General features: G+C 69.6%; 16 protein-coding genes. 3 read left to right on the top strand and 13 right to left on the bottom strand.

Translation table 11 applies throughout. The features are described 5' to 3' along the window. Positions 1–1,504: 1,504 nt before the first annotated feature. Positions 1,505–1,720, bottom strand: a complete 216-nt coding sequence (locus AB0G10_RS36400) for a DUF397 domain-containing protein (RefSeq protein ID WP_360932566.1) — start codon at positions 1,718–1,720, stop codon at positions 1,505–1,507. 13 nt (positions 1,721–1,733) lie between these two features. After that, positions 1,734–2,585, bottom strand: a complete 852-nt coding sequence (locus AB0G10_RS36395) for a helix-turn-helix transcriptional regulator (protein WP_360932564.1) — start codon at positions 2,583–2,585, stop codon at positions 1,734–1,736. 227 nt (positions 2,586–2,812) lie between these two features. Here AB0G10_RS36395 and AB0G10_RS36390 point away from each other — a divergent pair, with 227 nt between their 5' ends. Continuing rightward, entirely contained in the window at positions 2,813–3,049 is a 237-nt protein-coding gene (locus tag AB0G10_RS36390) for a hypothetical protein (RefSeq protein ID WP_360932561.1), read from the top strand. A 69-nt stretch (positions 3,050–3,118) separates the two neighbouring features. Here the strand turns inward: AB0G10_RS36390 and AB0G10_RS36385 are convergent, their stop codons facing one another. The 10 genes from AB0G10_RS36385 to AB0G10_RS36340 form a co-directional block, all read right to left on the bottom strand. After that, positions 3,119–3,394, bottom strand: a complete 276-nt coding sequence (locus tag AB0G10_RS36385; RefSeq protein ID WP_360932559.1) for a hypothetical protein — start codon at positions 3,392–3,394, stop codon at positions 3,119–3,121. Between the two features lie 34 nt (positions 3,395–3,428). After that, the gene (pilO, locus tag AB0G10_RS36380) at positions 3,429–4,034 is read right to left on the bottom strand and encodes a type 4a pilus biogenesis protein PilO (protein ID WP_360932556.1); all 606 of its coding nucleotides are present in this window, start codon (positions 4,032–4,034) and stop codon (positions 3,429–3,431) included. Then, positions 4,034–4,729: a PilN domain-containing protein gene (locus AB0G10_RS36375; protein ID WP_360932553.1), complete on the bottom strand. Its 696-nt coding sequence runs from the start codon at positions 4,727–4,729 to the stop codon at positions 4,034–4,036. The genes pilO and AB0G10_RS36375 overlap by 1 nt, the downstream gene beginning before the upstream one ends. Continuing rightward, positions 4,726–5,751, bottom strand: coding sequence for a type IV pilus assembly protein PilM (gene pilM / locus AB0G10_RS36370; RefSeq protein ID WP_360932550.1), 1,026 nt, complete (start codon positions 5,749–5,751; stop codon positions 4,726–4,728). The genes AB0G10_RS36375 and pilM overlap by 4 nt, the downstream gene beginning before the upstream one ends. Positions 5,752–5,801: 50 nt before the next feature. Beyond that, positions 5,802–6,578, bottom strand: coding sequence for a prepilin peptidase (locus tag AB0G10_RS36365; RefSeq protein WP_360932547.1), 777 nt, complete (start codon positions 6,576–6,578; stop codon positions 5,802–5,804). Between the two features lie 78 nt (positions 6,579–6,656). Next, entirely contained in the window at positions 6,657–7,145 is a 489-nt protein-coding gene (locus AB0G10_RS36360; RefSeq protein WP_360932544.1) for a prepilin-type N-terminal cleavage/methylation domain-containing protein, read from the bottom strand. 70 nt (positions 7,146–7,215) lie between these two features. Then, on the bottom strand, positions 7,216–8,448 hold the full coding sequence (locus AB0G10_RS36355) for a type II secretion system F family protein (protein ID WP_360932541.1): 1,233 nt from the start codon (positions 8,446–8,448) through the stop codon (positions 7,216–7,218). 4 nt (positions 8,449–8,452) lie between these two features. Next, the gene (locus tag AB0G10_RS36350) at positions 8,453–9,571 is read right to left on the bottom strand and encodes a type IV pilus twitching motility protein PilT (RefSeq protein ID WP_360932538.1); all 1,119 of its coding nucleotides are present in this window, start codon (positions 9,569–9,571) and stop codon (positions 8,453–8,455) included. A gap of 90 nt (positions 9,572–9,661) precedes the next feature. Then, on the bottom strand, positions 9,662–11,326 hold the full coding sequence (locus AB0G10_RS36345) for an ATPase, T2SS/T4P/T4SS family (RefSeq protein WP_360932535.1): 1,665 nt from the start codon (positions 11,324–11,326) through the stop codon (positions 9,662–9,664). A gap of 41 nt (positions 11,327–11,367) precedes the next feature. Next, complete coding sequence (locus AB0G10_RS36340; protein WP_360932532.1) at positions 11,368–12,348, bottom strand: helix-turn-helix domain-containing protein; 981 nt, start codon at positions 12,346–12,348, stop codon at positions 11,368–11,370. Between the two features lie 53 nt (positions 12,349–12,401). On the opposite strand from AB0G10_RS36340, the gene AB0G10_RS36335 reads away from it, so the two are divergent. After that, positions 12,402–13,688, top strand: coding sequence for an MFS transporter (locus AB0G10_RS36335; RefSeq protein ID WP_360932529.1), 1,287 nt, complete (start codon positions 12,402–12,404; stop codon positions 13,686–13,688). Here AB0G10_RS36335 and AB0G10_RS36330 read toward each other — a convergent pair. Further along, positions 13,685–14,002 carry an STAS domain-containing protein gene (locus tag AB0G10_RS36330; protein ID WP_360932526.1) on the bottom strand — a complete coding sequence of 106 codons (318 nt, stop codon included), beginning with the start codon at positions 14,000–14,002 and terminating at the stop codon, positions 13,685–13,687. The two genes, AB0G10_RS36335 and AB0G10_RS36330, sit on opposite strands and share 4 nt — an antisense overlap. A gap of 92 nt (positions 14,003–14,094) precedes the next feature. Between AB0G10_RS36330 and fxsT the strand changes: the two genes are divergently transcribed. Continuing rightward, positions 14,095–16,518 carry an FxSxx-COOH system tetratricopeptide repeat protein gene (gene fxsT, locus AB0G10_RS36325; protein ID WP_360932523.1) on the top strand — a complete coding sequence of 808 codons (2,424 nt, stop codon included), beginning with the start codon at positions 14,095–14,097 and terminating at the stop codon, positions 16,516–16,518. Positions 16,519–16,521 lie beyond the last annotated feature (3 nt).

Here is a 16,521-nt window from a genome sequence, read left to right as displayed (position 1 = left end):
GACCTGAGGAGGCGTAACGCTCTTTCGTACACCACGTCGTCAAGTGGACAGTCGGGCTCCGCCGTGTCGTTGAAGATGCCGCTAAAGTCCTGCTGCTTCATCATAAGTCGTCGTATGGCCACCTTGGCATCGACGTCGAGCGAAGCAAGATCGACTTCAAAGCGGTTATCGTCCCTAATGGCATAGGGGAGCCACAGTGTCGACACGCACGCGACCTTCCAGCTCTGAGCAACGCTTGGAGGCGAACACCATATCGTCCGCAGTGCATACATAGCCATGCGTGGTCGAGAGACGCCACTCAGTGAGCGTTTAGCCTGCTAGTAGCATCTCTGTGCCACCGACAAGTGCAGGGCGCCAGGTGGAGCAGCTCAGTGATCATGTCTGATCCGACCCTTGCTCCATATATGCATTCACCCATCGAATTCGGGTGGTAAGGACTAGCTAACTCGTCTAACCTTGGGGTGAGGCCACGGGCCTCGGGTACCGGTTAGCAAGAGACGGCTGGCTGGCGGATGGCACCCGGATGCAGCCGGGTGCCATCAAACCTCCGTCTCGGCCAGGGGCTGATCAGTGGATAAAAGGAGCCACTGTCGTGGACGCCGCTGTCACAAGCGCGGCGGTAGCCCAGATGTAACGGATGATCAAGTTGTGCCGACGGCACCTCTTGCATCCTTCGTGGGGGTCGTCCTCGGGCATCTCCGGGCCGACCTCTTGTTCATTGTCATCGACGGGCATCGGCATCCCTTTCTAGCAACTTAGACGGCTTCTGGGTGTTCGGGCCGGATGCAGCCGGCTGTGTCCGAACATGGGTCGCTGGCGCTCTGCACTTGTCAAGTATCGGCCTTGCCTGTCGGCAAGTATCGGGACTACTTGTAGAACGGTACCACGCAGGCGGTCTACCTCCATCCGGCTCGACATCGGGTGCCGATGCGTGAGGAGATCTTGGTCCGTTCGGATGATTGCGCTTCGTGATCTGAGAGTCACTAAAGGCGAAAAACCTCAGTACGAAACGGGCAAAGAGCAAAGATCATAAGAGAGCGGGCGGTTACCGGACAGTACGTCAAGTCGCCAGGCGCGGGAGATTGAGATTAAATCGTGACCTGCGTTACATGAACTCCACTGTTTGGGATCGCTCCCAATGGGCATCCGCTGGAGTTCAGCCTCCGAACCAGCTGACGGCTGCCTCAGTGCGGCCTAGCTCAACGGTACCGAAAAGGGTGGACCAAGAGAATCCACCACAAAAGCCCCAAGCGCCATGCCAGATCCGTGCCAGATCGACCGGTCGTTGAGGGATCGTGGCGGGGAGTAACGGTAAGTCGATCCGCGTCGACACTGGTCAGCGACTTGCAGCACAGCGATCTAGGGTGAGTACCGTCCTGGCAGTGTGGGGGTCAGGGGTTCGAGTCCCCTCAGCTCCACCCTTGTGAAACGCCCGGACAATGTCCGGGCGTTTTTTGTTCGTGCCCGGCGTGAGCGCCGGCCGCCGGCCGGCGCTCACCGGCCGTCAGCTGACCAGGTTGTCGAACTCGCCGTCCTTGATGCCGCTCAGTAAGGCCTCGAACTCGGCGTTCGTGCAGATGAGCACCTCGCCGTCGGGGAAGCGCGAATTCCTCATCGCGATCCCGTCGGAGAGCGGGGCGACCTCCACACAGTTCCCTCCCGAGCTTCGCCGGGACTTGCGCCACTGGAGGAGATCGCGGTCTACGTTGAGTGCTGCCATGGAAACTCCCTCGTCAGTGCCGGTCGAGAATCTTCTCGATCAGCGATATTGAATCGTTCTGGCTCGCTGCCATCTCGGCCAGTTCCCGGAAGACGGCCTTGGCCTGCGCCACCTCGGCGACGTCGGCCTCGTAGAGCGCCCCGAGGGCGCCTTCCGCGTAGATGAGGTCGTCGGTCTCGCCGTCCGCGAAGCTCAGCACCGAGAACGGTCCGTCGAGTCCCTGGCTGGCGCCCGCCGCGAACGGCATGACCTGGAGTACGACCTTCGGGTTCTCGACCACCGCGATCAGCTTCCGCAGCTGCGCCCGCATCGTCTCGTCGCTGCCGATGCGGCGTACCAGGACGCTCTCGTCGAGGATCGCGTGGAAGACCTGGAGGTGGCTCTCCTCGAGGATCTGCTGCCGTTTCACCCGCGCCTTCACCTCGGTGGCGAGCTGCTGCGGGGTGTAGTCCGGATGGGTGGGGCCGATGATGGCCCGGGCGTACTCCGGCGTCTGCAGGAGACCGGGCACGAGGGTGACCTCGAAGTTCGAGATCGCGGTGGCGGCGCTCTCCCAGCCGATGTAGTTCTTCGACACCGGGGCGAGCTTGTACGGCTCCCACCAGCCGGACTGCCGGCTGTCACGGGCCATCTGCACGAGCTCGGCCTTGGCCGGCTCGTCCAGCTCGTAGTGGCGGCAGAGGGCGTCCACATAGAGCATGCCCGGCGGCCGCTGCCCGGTCTCGAGCCGGCTGATCACCGACGGATGCACTTCGAGCGCCTCGGCGACCGCGGTGAGGCTCTCGCCGCGTCCTTCCCGGAGCCCGCGGAGCCGGCGACCCAGCTGTCGGCGCAGCAGGCTGGGGCTGCTGCTCTGCTCGGCCATGCCCGGGCCTCCTAGCTACCTCGTCATCAACGATATGTCAAGAAGCGCTTGGCAACTCGAACTTGGCACAAGTTAGTAGGGAAAGCCGGGCTTGGCAATTGCCAACACCCAAATTGACGACACACACTGTAGTGAACGGCTTCGATGGAGAGAGGGCGCCTCTGTTGCACCAGAGACGCCCTCGAGCCAAATCCGACGTGGCTTCCCACCAACGAGAGGACCGGCAGATGAGAAGCGTAACGCTCGTCATCACCGCGGCCAACGATCCGGCCGGCATCGCCGCCACGAGGAACGTCATCCTCGTTCTGGCAGCTCTTCTGCTCTTCCTGGCGCTGACCATGCTCCGCCAGGCACTCCAGCCGCTGCGTGAGGTCCTGCGCGCCCTGGCCGCCGCCGGCGGCATGATCCTTCTCGTCGCGCTGGCGTTCGTCCTGATCGTGGCGTCGCTGGCAGTGCCCCGTTAGAGGCCCCGCGCCGGTTGCGCGAGGCGATTCGCTTCCGGCTTCTTCCCGGTACGCCGGAGCCGACGTTTCTCAGGCGGCCCGCAGGGGGAAGGCCGCTCCCGGCTCCTCGGGGTGCCAGCCCTGTTCCCGGCCCTGACGGACCAGGTCGGCGACCATGGTGGGGACCGGCGGGATGGTGGTCCAGTCGGTCTCCGGGAGGGTGGCCAGCAGGATGGCGCCCCGGCGGTCGGCCCGCTCGACGGCGAAGGACAGCGGAGCGGGGCGGGCCGGGCGTTTGCGGACCCGCCAGCGGTAGACGACGCCGTCGACCGTGACCAGGCGGGATTGCCTCTTCACCAGAGCCATGTATCGATCCATGCCCCGTTCCGGCCGGATCGAATCAGGACGCCTTCTCCAGATCCTTCTTGAGCTCGGCCAGGTCGGCGGTCTCCGAGGCGGTGATGAAGGCGCTCAGCGCCAGCGACACCGAGGCCACGTCGCCGGAGTCGACGGTGAGCGAGGCGCTCTCGATGAGTACGGCGCGCGGCTGGGTGCCCTGGAGCTGCTTCAGGAACCTGCTGAGGTTCGCGGTCTTGCCGGAGGCGTTCAGGGTGATCGGCAGCTCGCTCACCGTGGCGCTGCCCTCGGAGGTCTCCGGCTCGGCCGCGCTGTAGCCGCTCACGTCGACGTCGAGCTTGGTGCCGAGCGTCTGCAGCTCGCGCAGGAACGCCGGGATGTCGTTGTTGTTGCTGCTCCGCGGCAGGGCGGCCTGGTAGGTGGCGAGCTTCGCCATGTACTCGTCCAGGTCCTCGGCGCGCTGCTGCTGCTGCGAATACTTGCTCTTCAGGCTGCTGGCCTGGGCCGCGATCGTGCCGGCCTGCTCGCGCTCGCCGTCCGCCTCGGCGTACTTCGGCTTGATCAGCAGGAACCAGCTCGCGATGATCATGACGGCGAACAGGGAGAGGCCGCCGATCAGCCAGATGCTGTCGATGCGTCGTGCGGTCATCACTTACCTCCGGCCGGGCAGACGTGGTCCTCGTCGACGAGGCGGCCGCAGAGCGCCGCCTTGGTGATCGTCACGGAGATGCTGAACGAGACCGTGCCGCCGGTGCTCGAGATGCTGCTGACGAACGGGTTGGCGATGTCCTCCAGGTCGCTGAGGGCGTCGACGTAGGCGGCGACCACCTTCTTGTTCTCGGCGGTGCCGGTGACGGTCGCGGTGCCCACGGCGTTGCCGGTGGTCGGGACGGCGTCGGAGGCGGCGAGCGAGGCGCTGATCTCGGAGACCGTGACGTCCTCGTCCTCGGCCCGGGCGCGGATCAGGTCGAGCAGGTTCGCCCAGGAGAGGTCGTCGGTGAGGACCGTCTCGAGCTCGCGGGCGAGCAGCGTCGTACCGTTCTCGGTCTTGATCAGGGCCTGCACCTCGGGGTCCTTCTGCTGTGTCCGCTGCACGTCGGTGAGCTGGGAGAAGGCGGCGTTGTTCTCGTCCCGGGCGGTGTTCAGGTCCTGGACGGCGAGCCAGTACCAGCTGCCGAGCAGGCCCAGCACGAGGGCGAGCGAGACCAGCACGAAGGCGCGGGTGCGCCGGGCGCGCCGGCCGTCCCGGATCTCCGGCGGCAGCAGGTCGGCGCGGATGGTGAGCACCCGGGCCGCCTGCTGCGGGGAGACCGAGGGATCCAGGGGCATCAGGACCGTGGTCATCGCGCCGCTCCCAGGGTGAGGCCGATCGACACCGCCGCCGACGGCACGAAACTCTCGAATCCGCGTTCCCGGGCCCGCCGGGTGTCGCGCAGGCGGGCCGTGCTGTCCGCGTACATCACCGCTACGCCGAGCTGCTCCTGCAGGTGCTCGGCGAGGCCCGGCATCAGCGCGCTGCCGCCGCAGAGCGAGACCCGGGTGACCTGCTTCTGGCGTTCACCCGAGGCCAGGTACGTGAAGGAGCTGCGCAGCTCGCTGGAGAGCGGCCGGACCGCGTCGGTGAGGGCCGCCACGGTGTCCGGGTTGCCGTCGCCGTGCAGGCCGAACCGGCACTTGATCACCTCGGCCTCGGCGGTGTCCACGCCGAGCCGGGTCGCGATCGACTCGGTGATCTCGGTGCCGCCGCGGGGGAGGGTGCGCACGAAGATCGGCTCGCCGTCGGCGTGCACCACGACGCTGGTGATGTTGGCGCCGATGTCGACGATCGCCTCGACCTGCGCGTCCAGCCGGGAGGCCGCCCGCAGCAGCGCGAACGACGCCAGGTCGACGTCGGTCACCTGGAGCCCGGCCTTCTCGACCGACTGCACGAGGGTGACCACGGCGTCCTTCGGCATGGCGATGAGCAGGCCGCGCACCGTCGCGTTGTCGCCGGGCTCCTCGAGCGGGTAGAAGTCCAGCAGCGAGCGCTCGACCGCGAGCGGCAGCGCCTCCTTCACCTGGAACGGCAGGGCCTGCTTCATCTGGTTGGCCGGCAGGTTGGCGATCGACATCTCGCGGACCACGAGCTGTGGGTTGGTGACGCCGAGGCTGACCTTCTTGGTGCCGAACCGGCTGGCCGCCCAGAGCTGCTTGAGCGCCGAGGTGACGGCGGCCGGGTCCTGGATCACGCCACCGGTGACGGTGCCGGGTGGCAGCGGGAACTGACCGAAGTTGATCAGGGAGTAGTCGTCCTTGGAACGCCGGACCTCGACCGCCCGGATGGAGGACGAGCCGATGTCGAGCCCGATCGGTGTTGCGCCGGCCATCGGCCTTCCTTTCTTCGATCAGACGAGATCAGTTCTTCGATCAGACGAGATCAGACGAGCAGGTTGCTGTACCAGGAGCCGACCGGCGCCGCCGCGAACACCGCGAGGAACGCGCCGGCCAGCATGTAGGGGCCGAACGGGATCCTGCTCTTGCGGCTCGCCAGCTTGAGGGCGAGCAGGACGGCGCCGACCAGCCCGCCGAGCAGGAAGCCGGCGAACGCGCCGATCATGACGGCGTCCCAGCCGAGCCAGCCGAGGTAGAAGCCGAGCAGTGGCGCCAGCTTCACGTCCCCGCCGCCCATTCCCCAGAACGCGATGACCAGGTAGAAGACGTAGAGCACGACGGCCGCGACCAGGCCGCGGATCACCGCTCTCACCTCGCCGCCGGCCAGCGAGGCCGGCGCCAGCAGGGCGACGGCCACGGCGTACGACGGCAGCACGATCTTGTCGGGCAGTCGCATGACGTCCAGGTCGATGAGCGCCAGGGCGATCGCGACGGCCGCCAGATAGAGGTAGGCGGGCAGTTCCCAGGACCAGCCGAACCGGGCCGCGACCGCCACGAACAGGGCGGCCGTGCCGGCTTCGACGAGCGGGTACCGGGCGCTGATCGGCGCCCGGCAGTCGGCGCAGCGGCCCCGGAGCATCAGCCAGCCGAGCACCGGGACGTTGTGCCGGTTCCGGACCGGGTTTCCGCAGTGCGGGCAGTGCGAGCCGGGCCGTACCAGCGACTCGCCGCGGGGCACCCGGTAGATCACGACGTTCAGGAACGAGCCCACCGCGAGACCGAGCACGCCGGTCAGCACGAGCAGCAGCGCCGTCTCCGTCATGTCGTTCCTATCGGCTCGCGGCGGGCATGACTGCGGTGCTCCGGTCCCGGGCGGGTCGCCCGGGACCGGAGTGACGGATCAGGCCGCGCAGGTGGTGAGCTTCAGCGTGCCGGTGGCGGTCTTGACCGAGCCGCCGGCCTCGCTGTCGTAGAGGTACCACTTGCCGCTGCCGCCGGTGTTGTTCGCGCAGAGCAGGTACGCGCTGGTGTTGCCACTCTTCGGCACGTAGGCGAGCTGGGTCTTGTCGGACAGCGTGATGGTGGCCTTCGAGCCGCTGCCGATGCCGGCGATCTCCAGCGGGCTGGTGGTCGCGCTCGCCGCGGCGGTCGGGTAGGTGTTGCCGTTGTTGGTGTAGTACTGCTCGATCGCGCTGATCGCGCCGCGGACGTCCGACTGCGCCGACTTGTCGGCGGCACCCTGGCGGTAGTTCAGGTAGACCGGGACCGCGATGGCGACGAGGACACCGATGATGACCACGACCACGAGGAGCTCGATCAGGGTGAAGCCTTCGTCGTCCTTCTTGGCGCGGAGCTTCGCGATGACGTCCTGCATTCGGGGTGCCTCCATGGGCTGATGAGGGTGGGGCGGGGAAAGGGTGGTGCGAACCGGCCGTCGGGATCGGCCGGGGGAACGCTTGTCAGGTCGTCTGGATGTTCTGGCCGATGGTGAACATCGGCAGGTAGAGGCAGATGACCATGCCGCCGACCACGGTGCCCATGACGACCACCATGATCGGTTCGATGGACGCGGTCAGGGATTCGGCCGCCTCGTCGACCTCTCGGTCGTAGAAATCGGCAACCTTGTCGAGCATCTGACTGATCTGACCGCTTTCTTCACCGACCTCGATCATCTGAGTGACCATCTCGGGGAAGATCTTGTGGTTGCGCAGCGCCGAGGACATCGGCTGACCGTCACGCACGGTGGCCTGCACGTCCTTCATGGCGACGTTGATGACCTCGTTGCCGGTGGTCTCGCCGACCACCGACAGCGCCTGCATGACCGGTACGCCGACGTTGAGCAGCAGCCCCAGGTTGCGGGAGAACCGGCTCATCGCGAGCTTGCGCAGCAGCGGCCCGAAGACCGGCAGGCGGAGCTTCAGCTGGTCGACCTTGAGCCGGAAGTCGGCGCTGGACCGCAGCTGGCGCTTGTAGGCGAAGGTGCCGCCGGCGCCCAGGCCGAGCACCAGCGGCCCGATCCAGCCCATGTTGCGGCTGGCCGTCACGAGGAACTGGGTGGGGGCCGGCAGCTCGCCGCCGAGGTTCTTGAACATCCCCTCGAAGATCGGGACGATGAAGATCAGAACGCCGGCGATCATGACGAACGTGAAGCCCAGCACGATCGCCGGATAGGTCAGCGCGCCCTTGATCTTGCCGCGGAGCGCGGTGTCCTTCTCCAGGCTCTCGGCGATCTGCTCGAGAGCCTTGTCGATCATGCCGCCGGTCTCGCCGGCCCGGATCATGGCGATCATGAGGCGCGGGAAGACCCGGTCGTGCTTGGCCATCGACGCGGAGAGCCCCCCGCCGCCGGCCACATCCGTACGGACCTCGGCGAGCGCCTTCTTGAGCGGCGGCGCGGAGGTCTGCTCCTCGAGGATCGAGAGTGAGCGCAGCAGCGACATGCCGGACGAGGTCATCGTCGCGAACTGCCGGGCGAACACCGCCAGGTCCTTGAGCTTGACCCGGTTGCCCAGGCCGGGGATCTTGATCTCGCGCTGCAGGCCGTGGCCGGCCTCGGTCAGGCCGAGCGGCACCTCGCCGCGCGAGCGCAGCATGTGGGTGGCGGCGGCCTCGTTGGGCGCCTCGATCGTGCCCTTGGACTTCTTGCCGTGGGCGTCGATCGAGTTGTAGGTGAACGTCTTGGTGGCCGGCATCGGTTCACGCCCGTCCCACGAGCCGCTTGAGCTCGTCCGGTGAGTGGCTGAGTTCGAGCGCGGTGGAGAGGCTGACCAGGCCCTCCCGGACCTTCTCGGCCAGGTGCTGGTCGAAGGCGAGCATGCCCTCGTTCGCGCCGGACTGCATGAACGACGGGATCTGGTGCGACTTCCCCTCGCGGATCAGGCTGCGGATGGCCGGGGTCGCGGTGAGGATCTCGGCGATCACCACGCGCCCCTTCCCGTCCGCCTTGGGCGCGAGCGCCTGGGTGATCACGCCCTGCAGGCTGGCGGCCAGCTGGGCGCGGATCTGGAGCTGCTGGTGCGGCGGGAAGATGTCGATGACGCGGTCGATGGTCTGGGTGGCGCTCTGCGTGTGCAGCGTCGCCAGCACCAGGTGACCGGTCTCGGCGGCGGTCAGCGCCGTGGCGGTGGTCTCCAGGTCGCGCAGCTCGCCGACGAGGATGATGTCCGGATCCTGCCGCAGCGCGTGCTTGAGCGCGCTCGCGAAGTTCTCGGTGTCGGCGCCCACCTCGCGCTGGTTGACCACGCTGCGCTTGTGCGGGTGCAGGAACTCGATCGGGTCCTCGATCGTGATGATGTGGTCCGCGCGGGAGCGGTTCGCCAGGTCGAGGAGGGAGGCCAGGGTGGTGGTCTTGCCGGAACCGGTCGGGCCGGTGACCAGCACGAGACCGCGGGGCAGGTGGGCGAAGCGGGCCACCGACTCCGGCATGCCCAGCTCGTCCAGCGGCTTGATCTTGTGCGGGATGGCCCGGAAGACCGCGCCGCACGAGGTGCGCTGCCGGTAGAGGTTGCCGCGGAAGCGCGAGACCCCGACGATGCTGTGCGCGAAGTCCATCTCCTGCTCGCGCAGGAAGGTCTCCCACTGCGCCGGCGAGACCGCGGCGCGGGCCAGCAGCTCGGTGTCCGCGGCGTTCAGCTTGCCGTAGCCGGGTACCGGCCGCAGCGAGCCGTCCACCCGCATCATCGGCGGCGAGCCGACCGTGAGGTGCAGGTCGGAGCCGCGCGACTCCACCAGGGTGATGAGCAACTGGTCGAGCACGTCCAGATCGTCGGAACCGGCGGCCGGTTCCGGCTGCCGAACCTGCTCGATCGTGTCCATTTCCCGCTCCAGTCCTTTCATCGTTCCGATGCCTGTTGATTCGGCACCGGAGGGACCAGCTTTAGTAGCCGAAGGGGTGCGATACGGGCGTTAGACGGCTACTCGGGACACCTCCCGGATCGAGGTGAGCCCGCCGGCCGCCTTGGCCAGGCCGTCCGCGCGCAGGTCGTACATGCCCTGGGCGAGCGCCACCTCGCGGATCTCGCCGGCCGAGGCGCGCCGGATGGTCAGCGACTCGATCTCCGGGCTGACCGGCATGACCTCGTGCAGCGCGATCCGGCCCTTGTACCCGGTGTTCGCGCAGTTGCGGCAGCCCACCGGCCGGTACAGCACCTGCGGGAAGGCCAGGTCGTCGAGCGGCCAGCGGGCGGCGAGCACCTCCTCCTCGGTCGGCGCGTACGCCTCCTTGCACCAGTCGCAGATGCGCCGGGCGAGCCGCTGGGCCAGCACGCAGTCGAGCGACGAGCCGACCAGGAACGGCTCGATGCCCATCTCGGTGAGCCGGGTGACCGCGCCCGGTGCGTCGTTGGTGTGCAGGGTGGAGAGCAGGAGGTGACCGGTGAGCGCGGCCTCCACGGCGATCTGGGCGGTGTTGCCGTCCCGGATCTCACCGATCAGCACGACGTCCGGGTCGGTACGCAGGATGGCCGGTAGCACCGCCGCGAAGGTGAGCCCGGCCTTCGCGTTGACCTGCACCTGGTTGATGCCGCGCAGCCGGTACTCGACCGGGTCCTCGACCGTGATCACGTTGACCTCGGGCCGGCTGATCTTGCCGAGAGTGGCGTAGAGCGTCGTCGACTTGCCGGAGCCGGTCGGGCCGGTGACCAGGACCATCCCGTGCGGCTTGCTGAACGACTCGCTGAAGCGGTCGAGGTTGTGCTGGGTGAAGCCGAGCTTCGCGAGGTCCAGGTCGATGCCGCCGGTGTCCAGGACCCGGAGCACGATCTTCTCGCCCCAGACGGTCGGCAGCGTGGCGGTCCGCAGGTCGACCGGCCGGCCCCGGATCAGCGAGGTGATCCGGCCGTTCTGCGGCACCCGCTTCTCGGTGATGTCGACGCCCGACATGATCTTGATGCGGGAGGTGAGCGCCGCCATCACGCCGCGCGGCACGACGTCCAGCTCGTGCAGCACGCCGTCGATCCGGTACCGCACCCGCATGTCGTCCTCGGTCGGCTCCAGGTGCAGGTCGGAGGCGCGGTTCATGACGGCCTGCTCGATCAGGCTGTTCACGTACCGGACGATCGGGGCGTCCTCGGTGCTGGTGGTCTGCGCCGCGGTGGCCGCGTCGTCGTCGGCGGCGTCGGCGAGGTCGGCCAGGTCGGCGCCCTCCCGCTGGAGGCGCTCGATGATCCGGCGGACCTCGCTGCGGGCCACCACGACCGGCCGGATCGTCATGCCGGTCGCGGCGCGGACGTCGTCGAGGGCCACCACGTCGGCCGGGTCGGTCACGCCGACCACCAGCTCGCCGTCGTTGATGGCGAGCCCGAGCACCCGGTGCCGGAGCACCACCGGCAGCGGGATGCGCTTGAGCGCGGTCGGGTCGGGGGTGAAGCCGACCAGGTCGAGGGTGTTGATGCCGAACGCCGCGGCGGCCGCCTGGGTCAGCTGCTCCTCGGTGACGACCTGGTCGTTGATCAGGACGGCCCGGACCGGCCGCCCGCTGCGATGTGCCTCCTCGGCAGCGGCGTCGACCGCGTGCGGGTCGACGCCGATCTGCTTGAGGGCATCGAGCAGCGGGCGGAACGTTTGATCCATCGAGTCCTCCGTGGGACCCATCGGACGAACCGCGCGATTGCTTAATGCCGGAAAGTCCGGCGATAGGCGGAAGGCGCCACTCCGATCGTGGCGTGCAGATGCTGCCTCAATGCGGTGGCGCTGCCGAGCCCGGCCCGCCGGGCCACCGACTCGACGGCCAGATCGGTCGATTCGAGCAGGATCCGGGCGTGCTCCACCCGCTGCCGCAGCAGCCACTGCCGCGGGCTCAGGCCGGTCTCGTCCCGGAAGCGCCGGGTGAACGTGCGCACGCTCATCCGCGCGTGCGCCGCCATCTCCTCGAGGCTGACCGGGTCGGCGAGGCGCTCCAGCACCCAGGTCCGGGTCGGCTCGGTGCCGCTGCCGCCGGCCGCCGGCACCGGCCGCTCGATGAACTGGGCCTGGCCGCCGTCCCGCCACGGCGGCACGACGCACCGGCGGGCCACCCGGTTCGCCGTGTCGGCGCCGTGGTCGCTGCGCACGATGTGCAGGCAGAGGTCGACGCCGGCGCCCACGCCGGCCGAGGTCAGCACGTCGCCGTCGTCCACGAAGAGCACGTCGAAGTCCCACCTGACCTGCGGATAGAGCCCGCCGATCCGCTTCGCCCAGGCCCAGTGGGTGGCGGCCGGGCGCCCGTCCAGCAGGCCCGCCGCGGCGAGCACCGAGGCGGCCGTGCAGATCGAGACGATGCGGGCGCCGCGTGCCGCGGCGGAGAGCAGGGCTTCGCGTACGTCGGGAGGCAGCGTCCCGTCGGTGACCGGCCCGCCGCTGTGCACGCCCGGGACCACCACCGTGTCGGCGCGGGCCAGCTCGTCCAGCCCGTGAGCCGTGGTGATCGTGAACCCGGCCTCGGTGAGCACCGGGCCGGCGCTGCAGACCACGACCTCGTAGAGGTGGTCGCCGTCGCTGTCCCGGGCGGTGCCGAACACCTGCGTGACCGTCCCGAGGTCGAACGGGACCACGCCATCGCAGACCAGAACCCCGATGACATGCCTCATGGCCCTCATGGCTCGATTCTTGCGCATGATGGCCTCCCGGCCACTCGTCCGGTTCTCAGAAAAAACCCAGAATCTGTGTCGTGAGACGAATCCACCCCGCCTGGACCGTGGCCGCGGTGACCTTCATCGCGCTGATCGGCGCCGCCGGCTTCCGCGCCACCCCGTCCGTCCTGCTCCAGCCGCTGCACGACGAGTTCGGCTGGTCGCTCGGCACCATCTCGGCCGCCGTGTCGGTGAACCTGCTGCTCTACGGCCTGACCGCGCCGTTCGCCGCGGCGCTCATGGACAGGTTCGGCATCCGCCGGGTCGCCATGGCCGCGCTCTTCCTCGTCTCGCTGGGCTCCTTCCTGACCCTCTGGATGTCGCAGAGCTGGCAGCTCCTCCTCTGCTGGGGCGTCCTGGTCGGGCTCGGCACCGGCTCGCTCGCCCTCGGATTCGTCGCCACCATCACCGGCCGGTGGTTCGTGAAGCACCGCGGCCTGGTCACCGGCGTGCTGACCGCGGGCGGCGCCACCGGCAACCTGATCTTCCTGCCGGTCCTGTCCCGGATCGCCGAGTCGGACGGCTGGCGGACGGCCGCCCTGACCGTCGCGGTCGCGGCGCTTCTCGTCGTACCCCTGATCTTCTGGAAGTTGAGGGATCATCCGGCGGATCTGGGGGTGACCGCGCTGGGGAGCACCGACGTGGTCGCCGAGAGGCCGGCGCCGAGCACGGGCGGGGCGGCCCGGAACGCCCTGCGCGGACTGCGCGACGCCGCGAGGACACGAGCGTTCTGGCTGCTGGCGGGTGGGTTCGCGATCTGCGGCGCGACCACGAACGGACTGGTCGGCACGCACTTCATCCCGGCCGCCCACGACCACGGGATGCCGCAGACCACGGCGGCCGGCCTGCTCGCCCTGGTCGGCGTCTTCGACATCGCCGGGACGATCGCGTCCGGCTGGCTGACCGACCGGGTGGACAGCCGGATCCTGCTCGGCGGCTACTACTTCCTGCGCGGGCTGTCGCTCCTGGTGCTGCCGTCGATCCTGGCCGCCACGGCACACCCCGGCATGCTGGTCTTCATCCTCTTCTACGGCCTGGACTGGGTGGCCACCGTGCCGCCGACCGTGACGCTGTGCCGGGAGTACTTCGGCGCGGCCGGCCCGATCGTCTTCGGCTGGGTCTTCGCCTCGCACCAGTTCGGCGCGGCCGTCGCGGCCACCGCCGCGGGCGTGGTCCGCGACCAGCTCGGCGCCTACACGGCCGCCTGGTACGGCGCCGGCGCCCTGGCGATCCTGGCCTCGGTGCTGAGCCTCATGCTCTTCGCCGGCCGCCGCTTGAAGCCGATCGCGCCGGGGATCGGTCTCGTGGTCCCGGCGAAGAACTAGGGGATGAGCTCGACCACCTCGAGCAGGCCACTGAGGACCAGGATCTGACGCACGTTGTCACCCGGCCGGGTGAGGCAGAACCTGGTCCCCGCATCCCGCGCCCGCTGGAAGGCCGAGATCAGCGCCCCGAGACCGGTCGAGTCGATGAACGCCACCCCGGCCATGTCCACGACGATCCGCTGCGGGTGGCGCGCGACCGCCTCGCCCAGCACGACCCGCACCTGCTCCACGGTGAGGATGTCGATCTCACCGGTCAGCGACACGGTGGCGGTGCCGTCGGCCACATCAAGGCTCGTCACGATCTCATCGGTCATGGGAGGCCTCTCGTTCCGGGCGCGTGCCCGCTTTGCGTTGGCGGGGGTTCCACGTACGGTAATCGGCATCACCAACACGTGAGGAGCACAGTGTGCCGATCCGTGGCGGCCTGCCGCCGCGCAACCCCCGCTTCGTGGGCCGCGAGGAGCTGCTGACCCGGGTGCGTGGCCTGCTCGGCAACGGACCTGTGGTGCTGCTGCCGAGTCCGGAGCACCAACTCGGCGGTACCGGACGTACCCAGCTCGCCGTGGAATATGCCTATCGGCATGCCGACGGGTACGACCTGGTCTGGTGGATCCCCGCCGAGCAGAACGCCGGGATGCGCGCCGCCCTCGCCGGTCTGGCGCAGCAGCTCGGCGTCCCCGAGGCGCGCGATCTCAACAGGACCCTCGGTGCGGTCCGGGACGCGCTGAGCCGGGGTGAGCCGTACCGGAACTGGCTCGTCGTCTTCGAGAACGCGAACCGGCCCGAGGACATCATGCCGTACCTGCCGAGCGGGGCCGGGCACGTGCTGGTGACCAGCCGGAACCCGCGCTGGACGGCCGAGGTGGCGCAGGCCATGCCGGTGCCGGTCTTCGAGCGGACGGACAGTGTGGACCTGCTGCGGGCCCGCGCGCCGGAGCTCTCCACGGCCGACGCCGACCGGCTGGCGTCCCGGCTCGACGACGTGCCGATGGCCCTCGACCTGGCCGCCGCGGTGCGTGAGGCGACCGGCTGGCCGCCGGCCGAATACCTGCGGCGGTACGCCGAACGCGCCGCCGAACTGGCCTTCCCGACGCCCATCCGGGTTGCCTGGGGCCTGGCCGCCGACGCGCTCGGCGAGAACGCGCCGGCCGACCGGGTCCTGCTGGAGCTCTGCACGTTCCTGGCCAGCGCGCCGATCTCCTGGCGTCTGCTGTGGGCGGCCCGCACGCTGCCCCTCGAGGCGGAGGTCGCCCGCACGGTCCGGGTGGAGCGCCGGCTGCGCGCCGCGATGCGCCGGATCGGCCGGTACGGTCTTGCCGAGCTGGACCCGGCCGGCGAGAGCCTCACCGTGCACCCGCTGGTCCGGGGCATGTTCGGCCAGGAGCTCAGCTCGGAGCGGCACGCCGCGCTGCTGCGCACGGTCCGCGGGATGCTGGCCGCCGCCGACCCGGGCGACCCGGACAACCCGGCCGGCTGGTACCGGTACGCCGAGCTGGCCCCGCACCTGATCCACTCCGACCTGCTCGGCGGCGACGCCGAGGAGGTGCGCCAGCTCGTCATCAACTGCATCCGCTTCCACTTCGCCCGGGGCGACTACGACTCCAGCCGCGACCTGGCGAACTCGGCCGTGGCCCGCTGGCGCGACGCCCTCGGCGAGACGGCCGAGCAGACGCTGCTGGCCGCGTTCCATCTGGCGAACGCGTTGCGTGCGGTCGGCCGTACGTCGGATGCCCGGAACCTGAACCTGCAGACGCTGCGCACGCAGCGGGAGGTCTTCGGCGGCGACGACGAGGCGACCCTCGCGACCGCCAACAGCGTCGGCGGCGACCTGCGGATGCAGGGCCACTTCGGCCAGGCGCGGCAGCTCGACGCGGACAACCTGGTGCGCTACCGCCGGCTCTTCGGGGAGAGCTTCCCGACCGCGCTGCGCTGCGCCAACAACCTCGCGGCCGACCTGCGCCTGCTCGGTGACTTCCGGGGCGCCCGGGCACTCGACGAGCAGACCCTGCGGCACCGCCAGGCGATCTTCGTGGACGGCCACCCGGAGACGCTGTCGTCCCGGACCGGCCTCGCCTTCGACCTGTACGGGCTCGGCGACTACGCGGGCGCCGCGGCGCTGCTCGCCGACGGCCCGCTCGGCCGGGTCCCGGCCGATCACCCGTTCGCGCTCTGGGCCGGCCGGTTCGCCGCGATGGCGGCCCGGCGCCGGGGCGAGCCGGAGGCCCGGGAGCTGGCCGCCGCCAACTTCGCGGCCTGCCGGCAGAAGTTCGGCGACCTGAACGTCGACACCCTCGCGGCCGCGGTCTCGCTGGCCCACTGCGCCCGCGCCGACGGCGACCTGGACGACGCGCACGAGCTGCTGGAACGCGCCGTGATCCGCTATCACGCGGTGCTCGGCGACGAGCACCCGTTCACCCTCGCGGCGTCGGCCGGCCTGGCCGCCGTGGTGCGGGCGGCGGGCCGGCACGCCGAGGCGCGGACCATCGACCTGGAGGTGCTCGGCGGTCTGCGCCGCAGCGTCGGTGCCGATCACCCGTTCACGCTGAGCTGCGCGAACGGCTTCGCCGCCGACCTCGCCGCGGTGGGGGAGGCGCAGCCGGCCCGCGAGCTGGCCGCCGACACGCTGCGCCGGTCCCGGGCGGTCCGCGGGGCGGATCACCCGGACACCGTGGCCTGCGCGTGGAACCTCGCGCTCGGCGACGGCGACGAGGCCGCCCAGCAACAGGCCCTCGACGAGCTGGCGAAGGCCTTCGGCGACGCCCACCCGCTGTTCCTCCGGACCGCAGCGGGTGAACGTCTGGAGACCGACATCGACCTCCCGCCGCTGTAGAGG

This window comes from Actinoplanes sp. NPDC023714, from assembly GCF_040639855.1.
Classification (GTDB): Bacteria; Actinomycetota; Actinomycetes; order Mycobacteriales; family Micromonosporaceae; genus Actinoplanes.
This window is presented reverse-complemented; position numbering and strand designations above follow the sequence as displayed.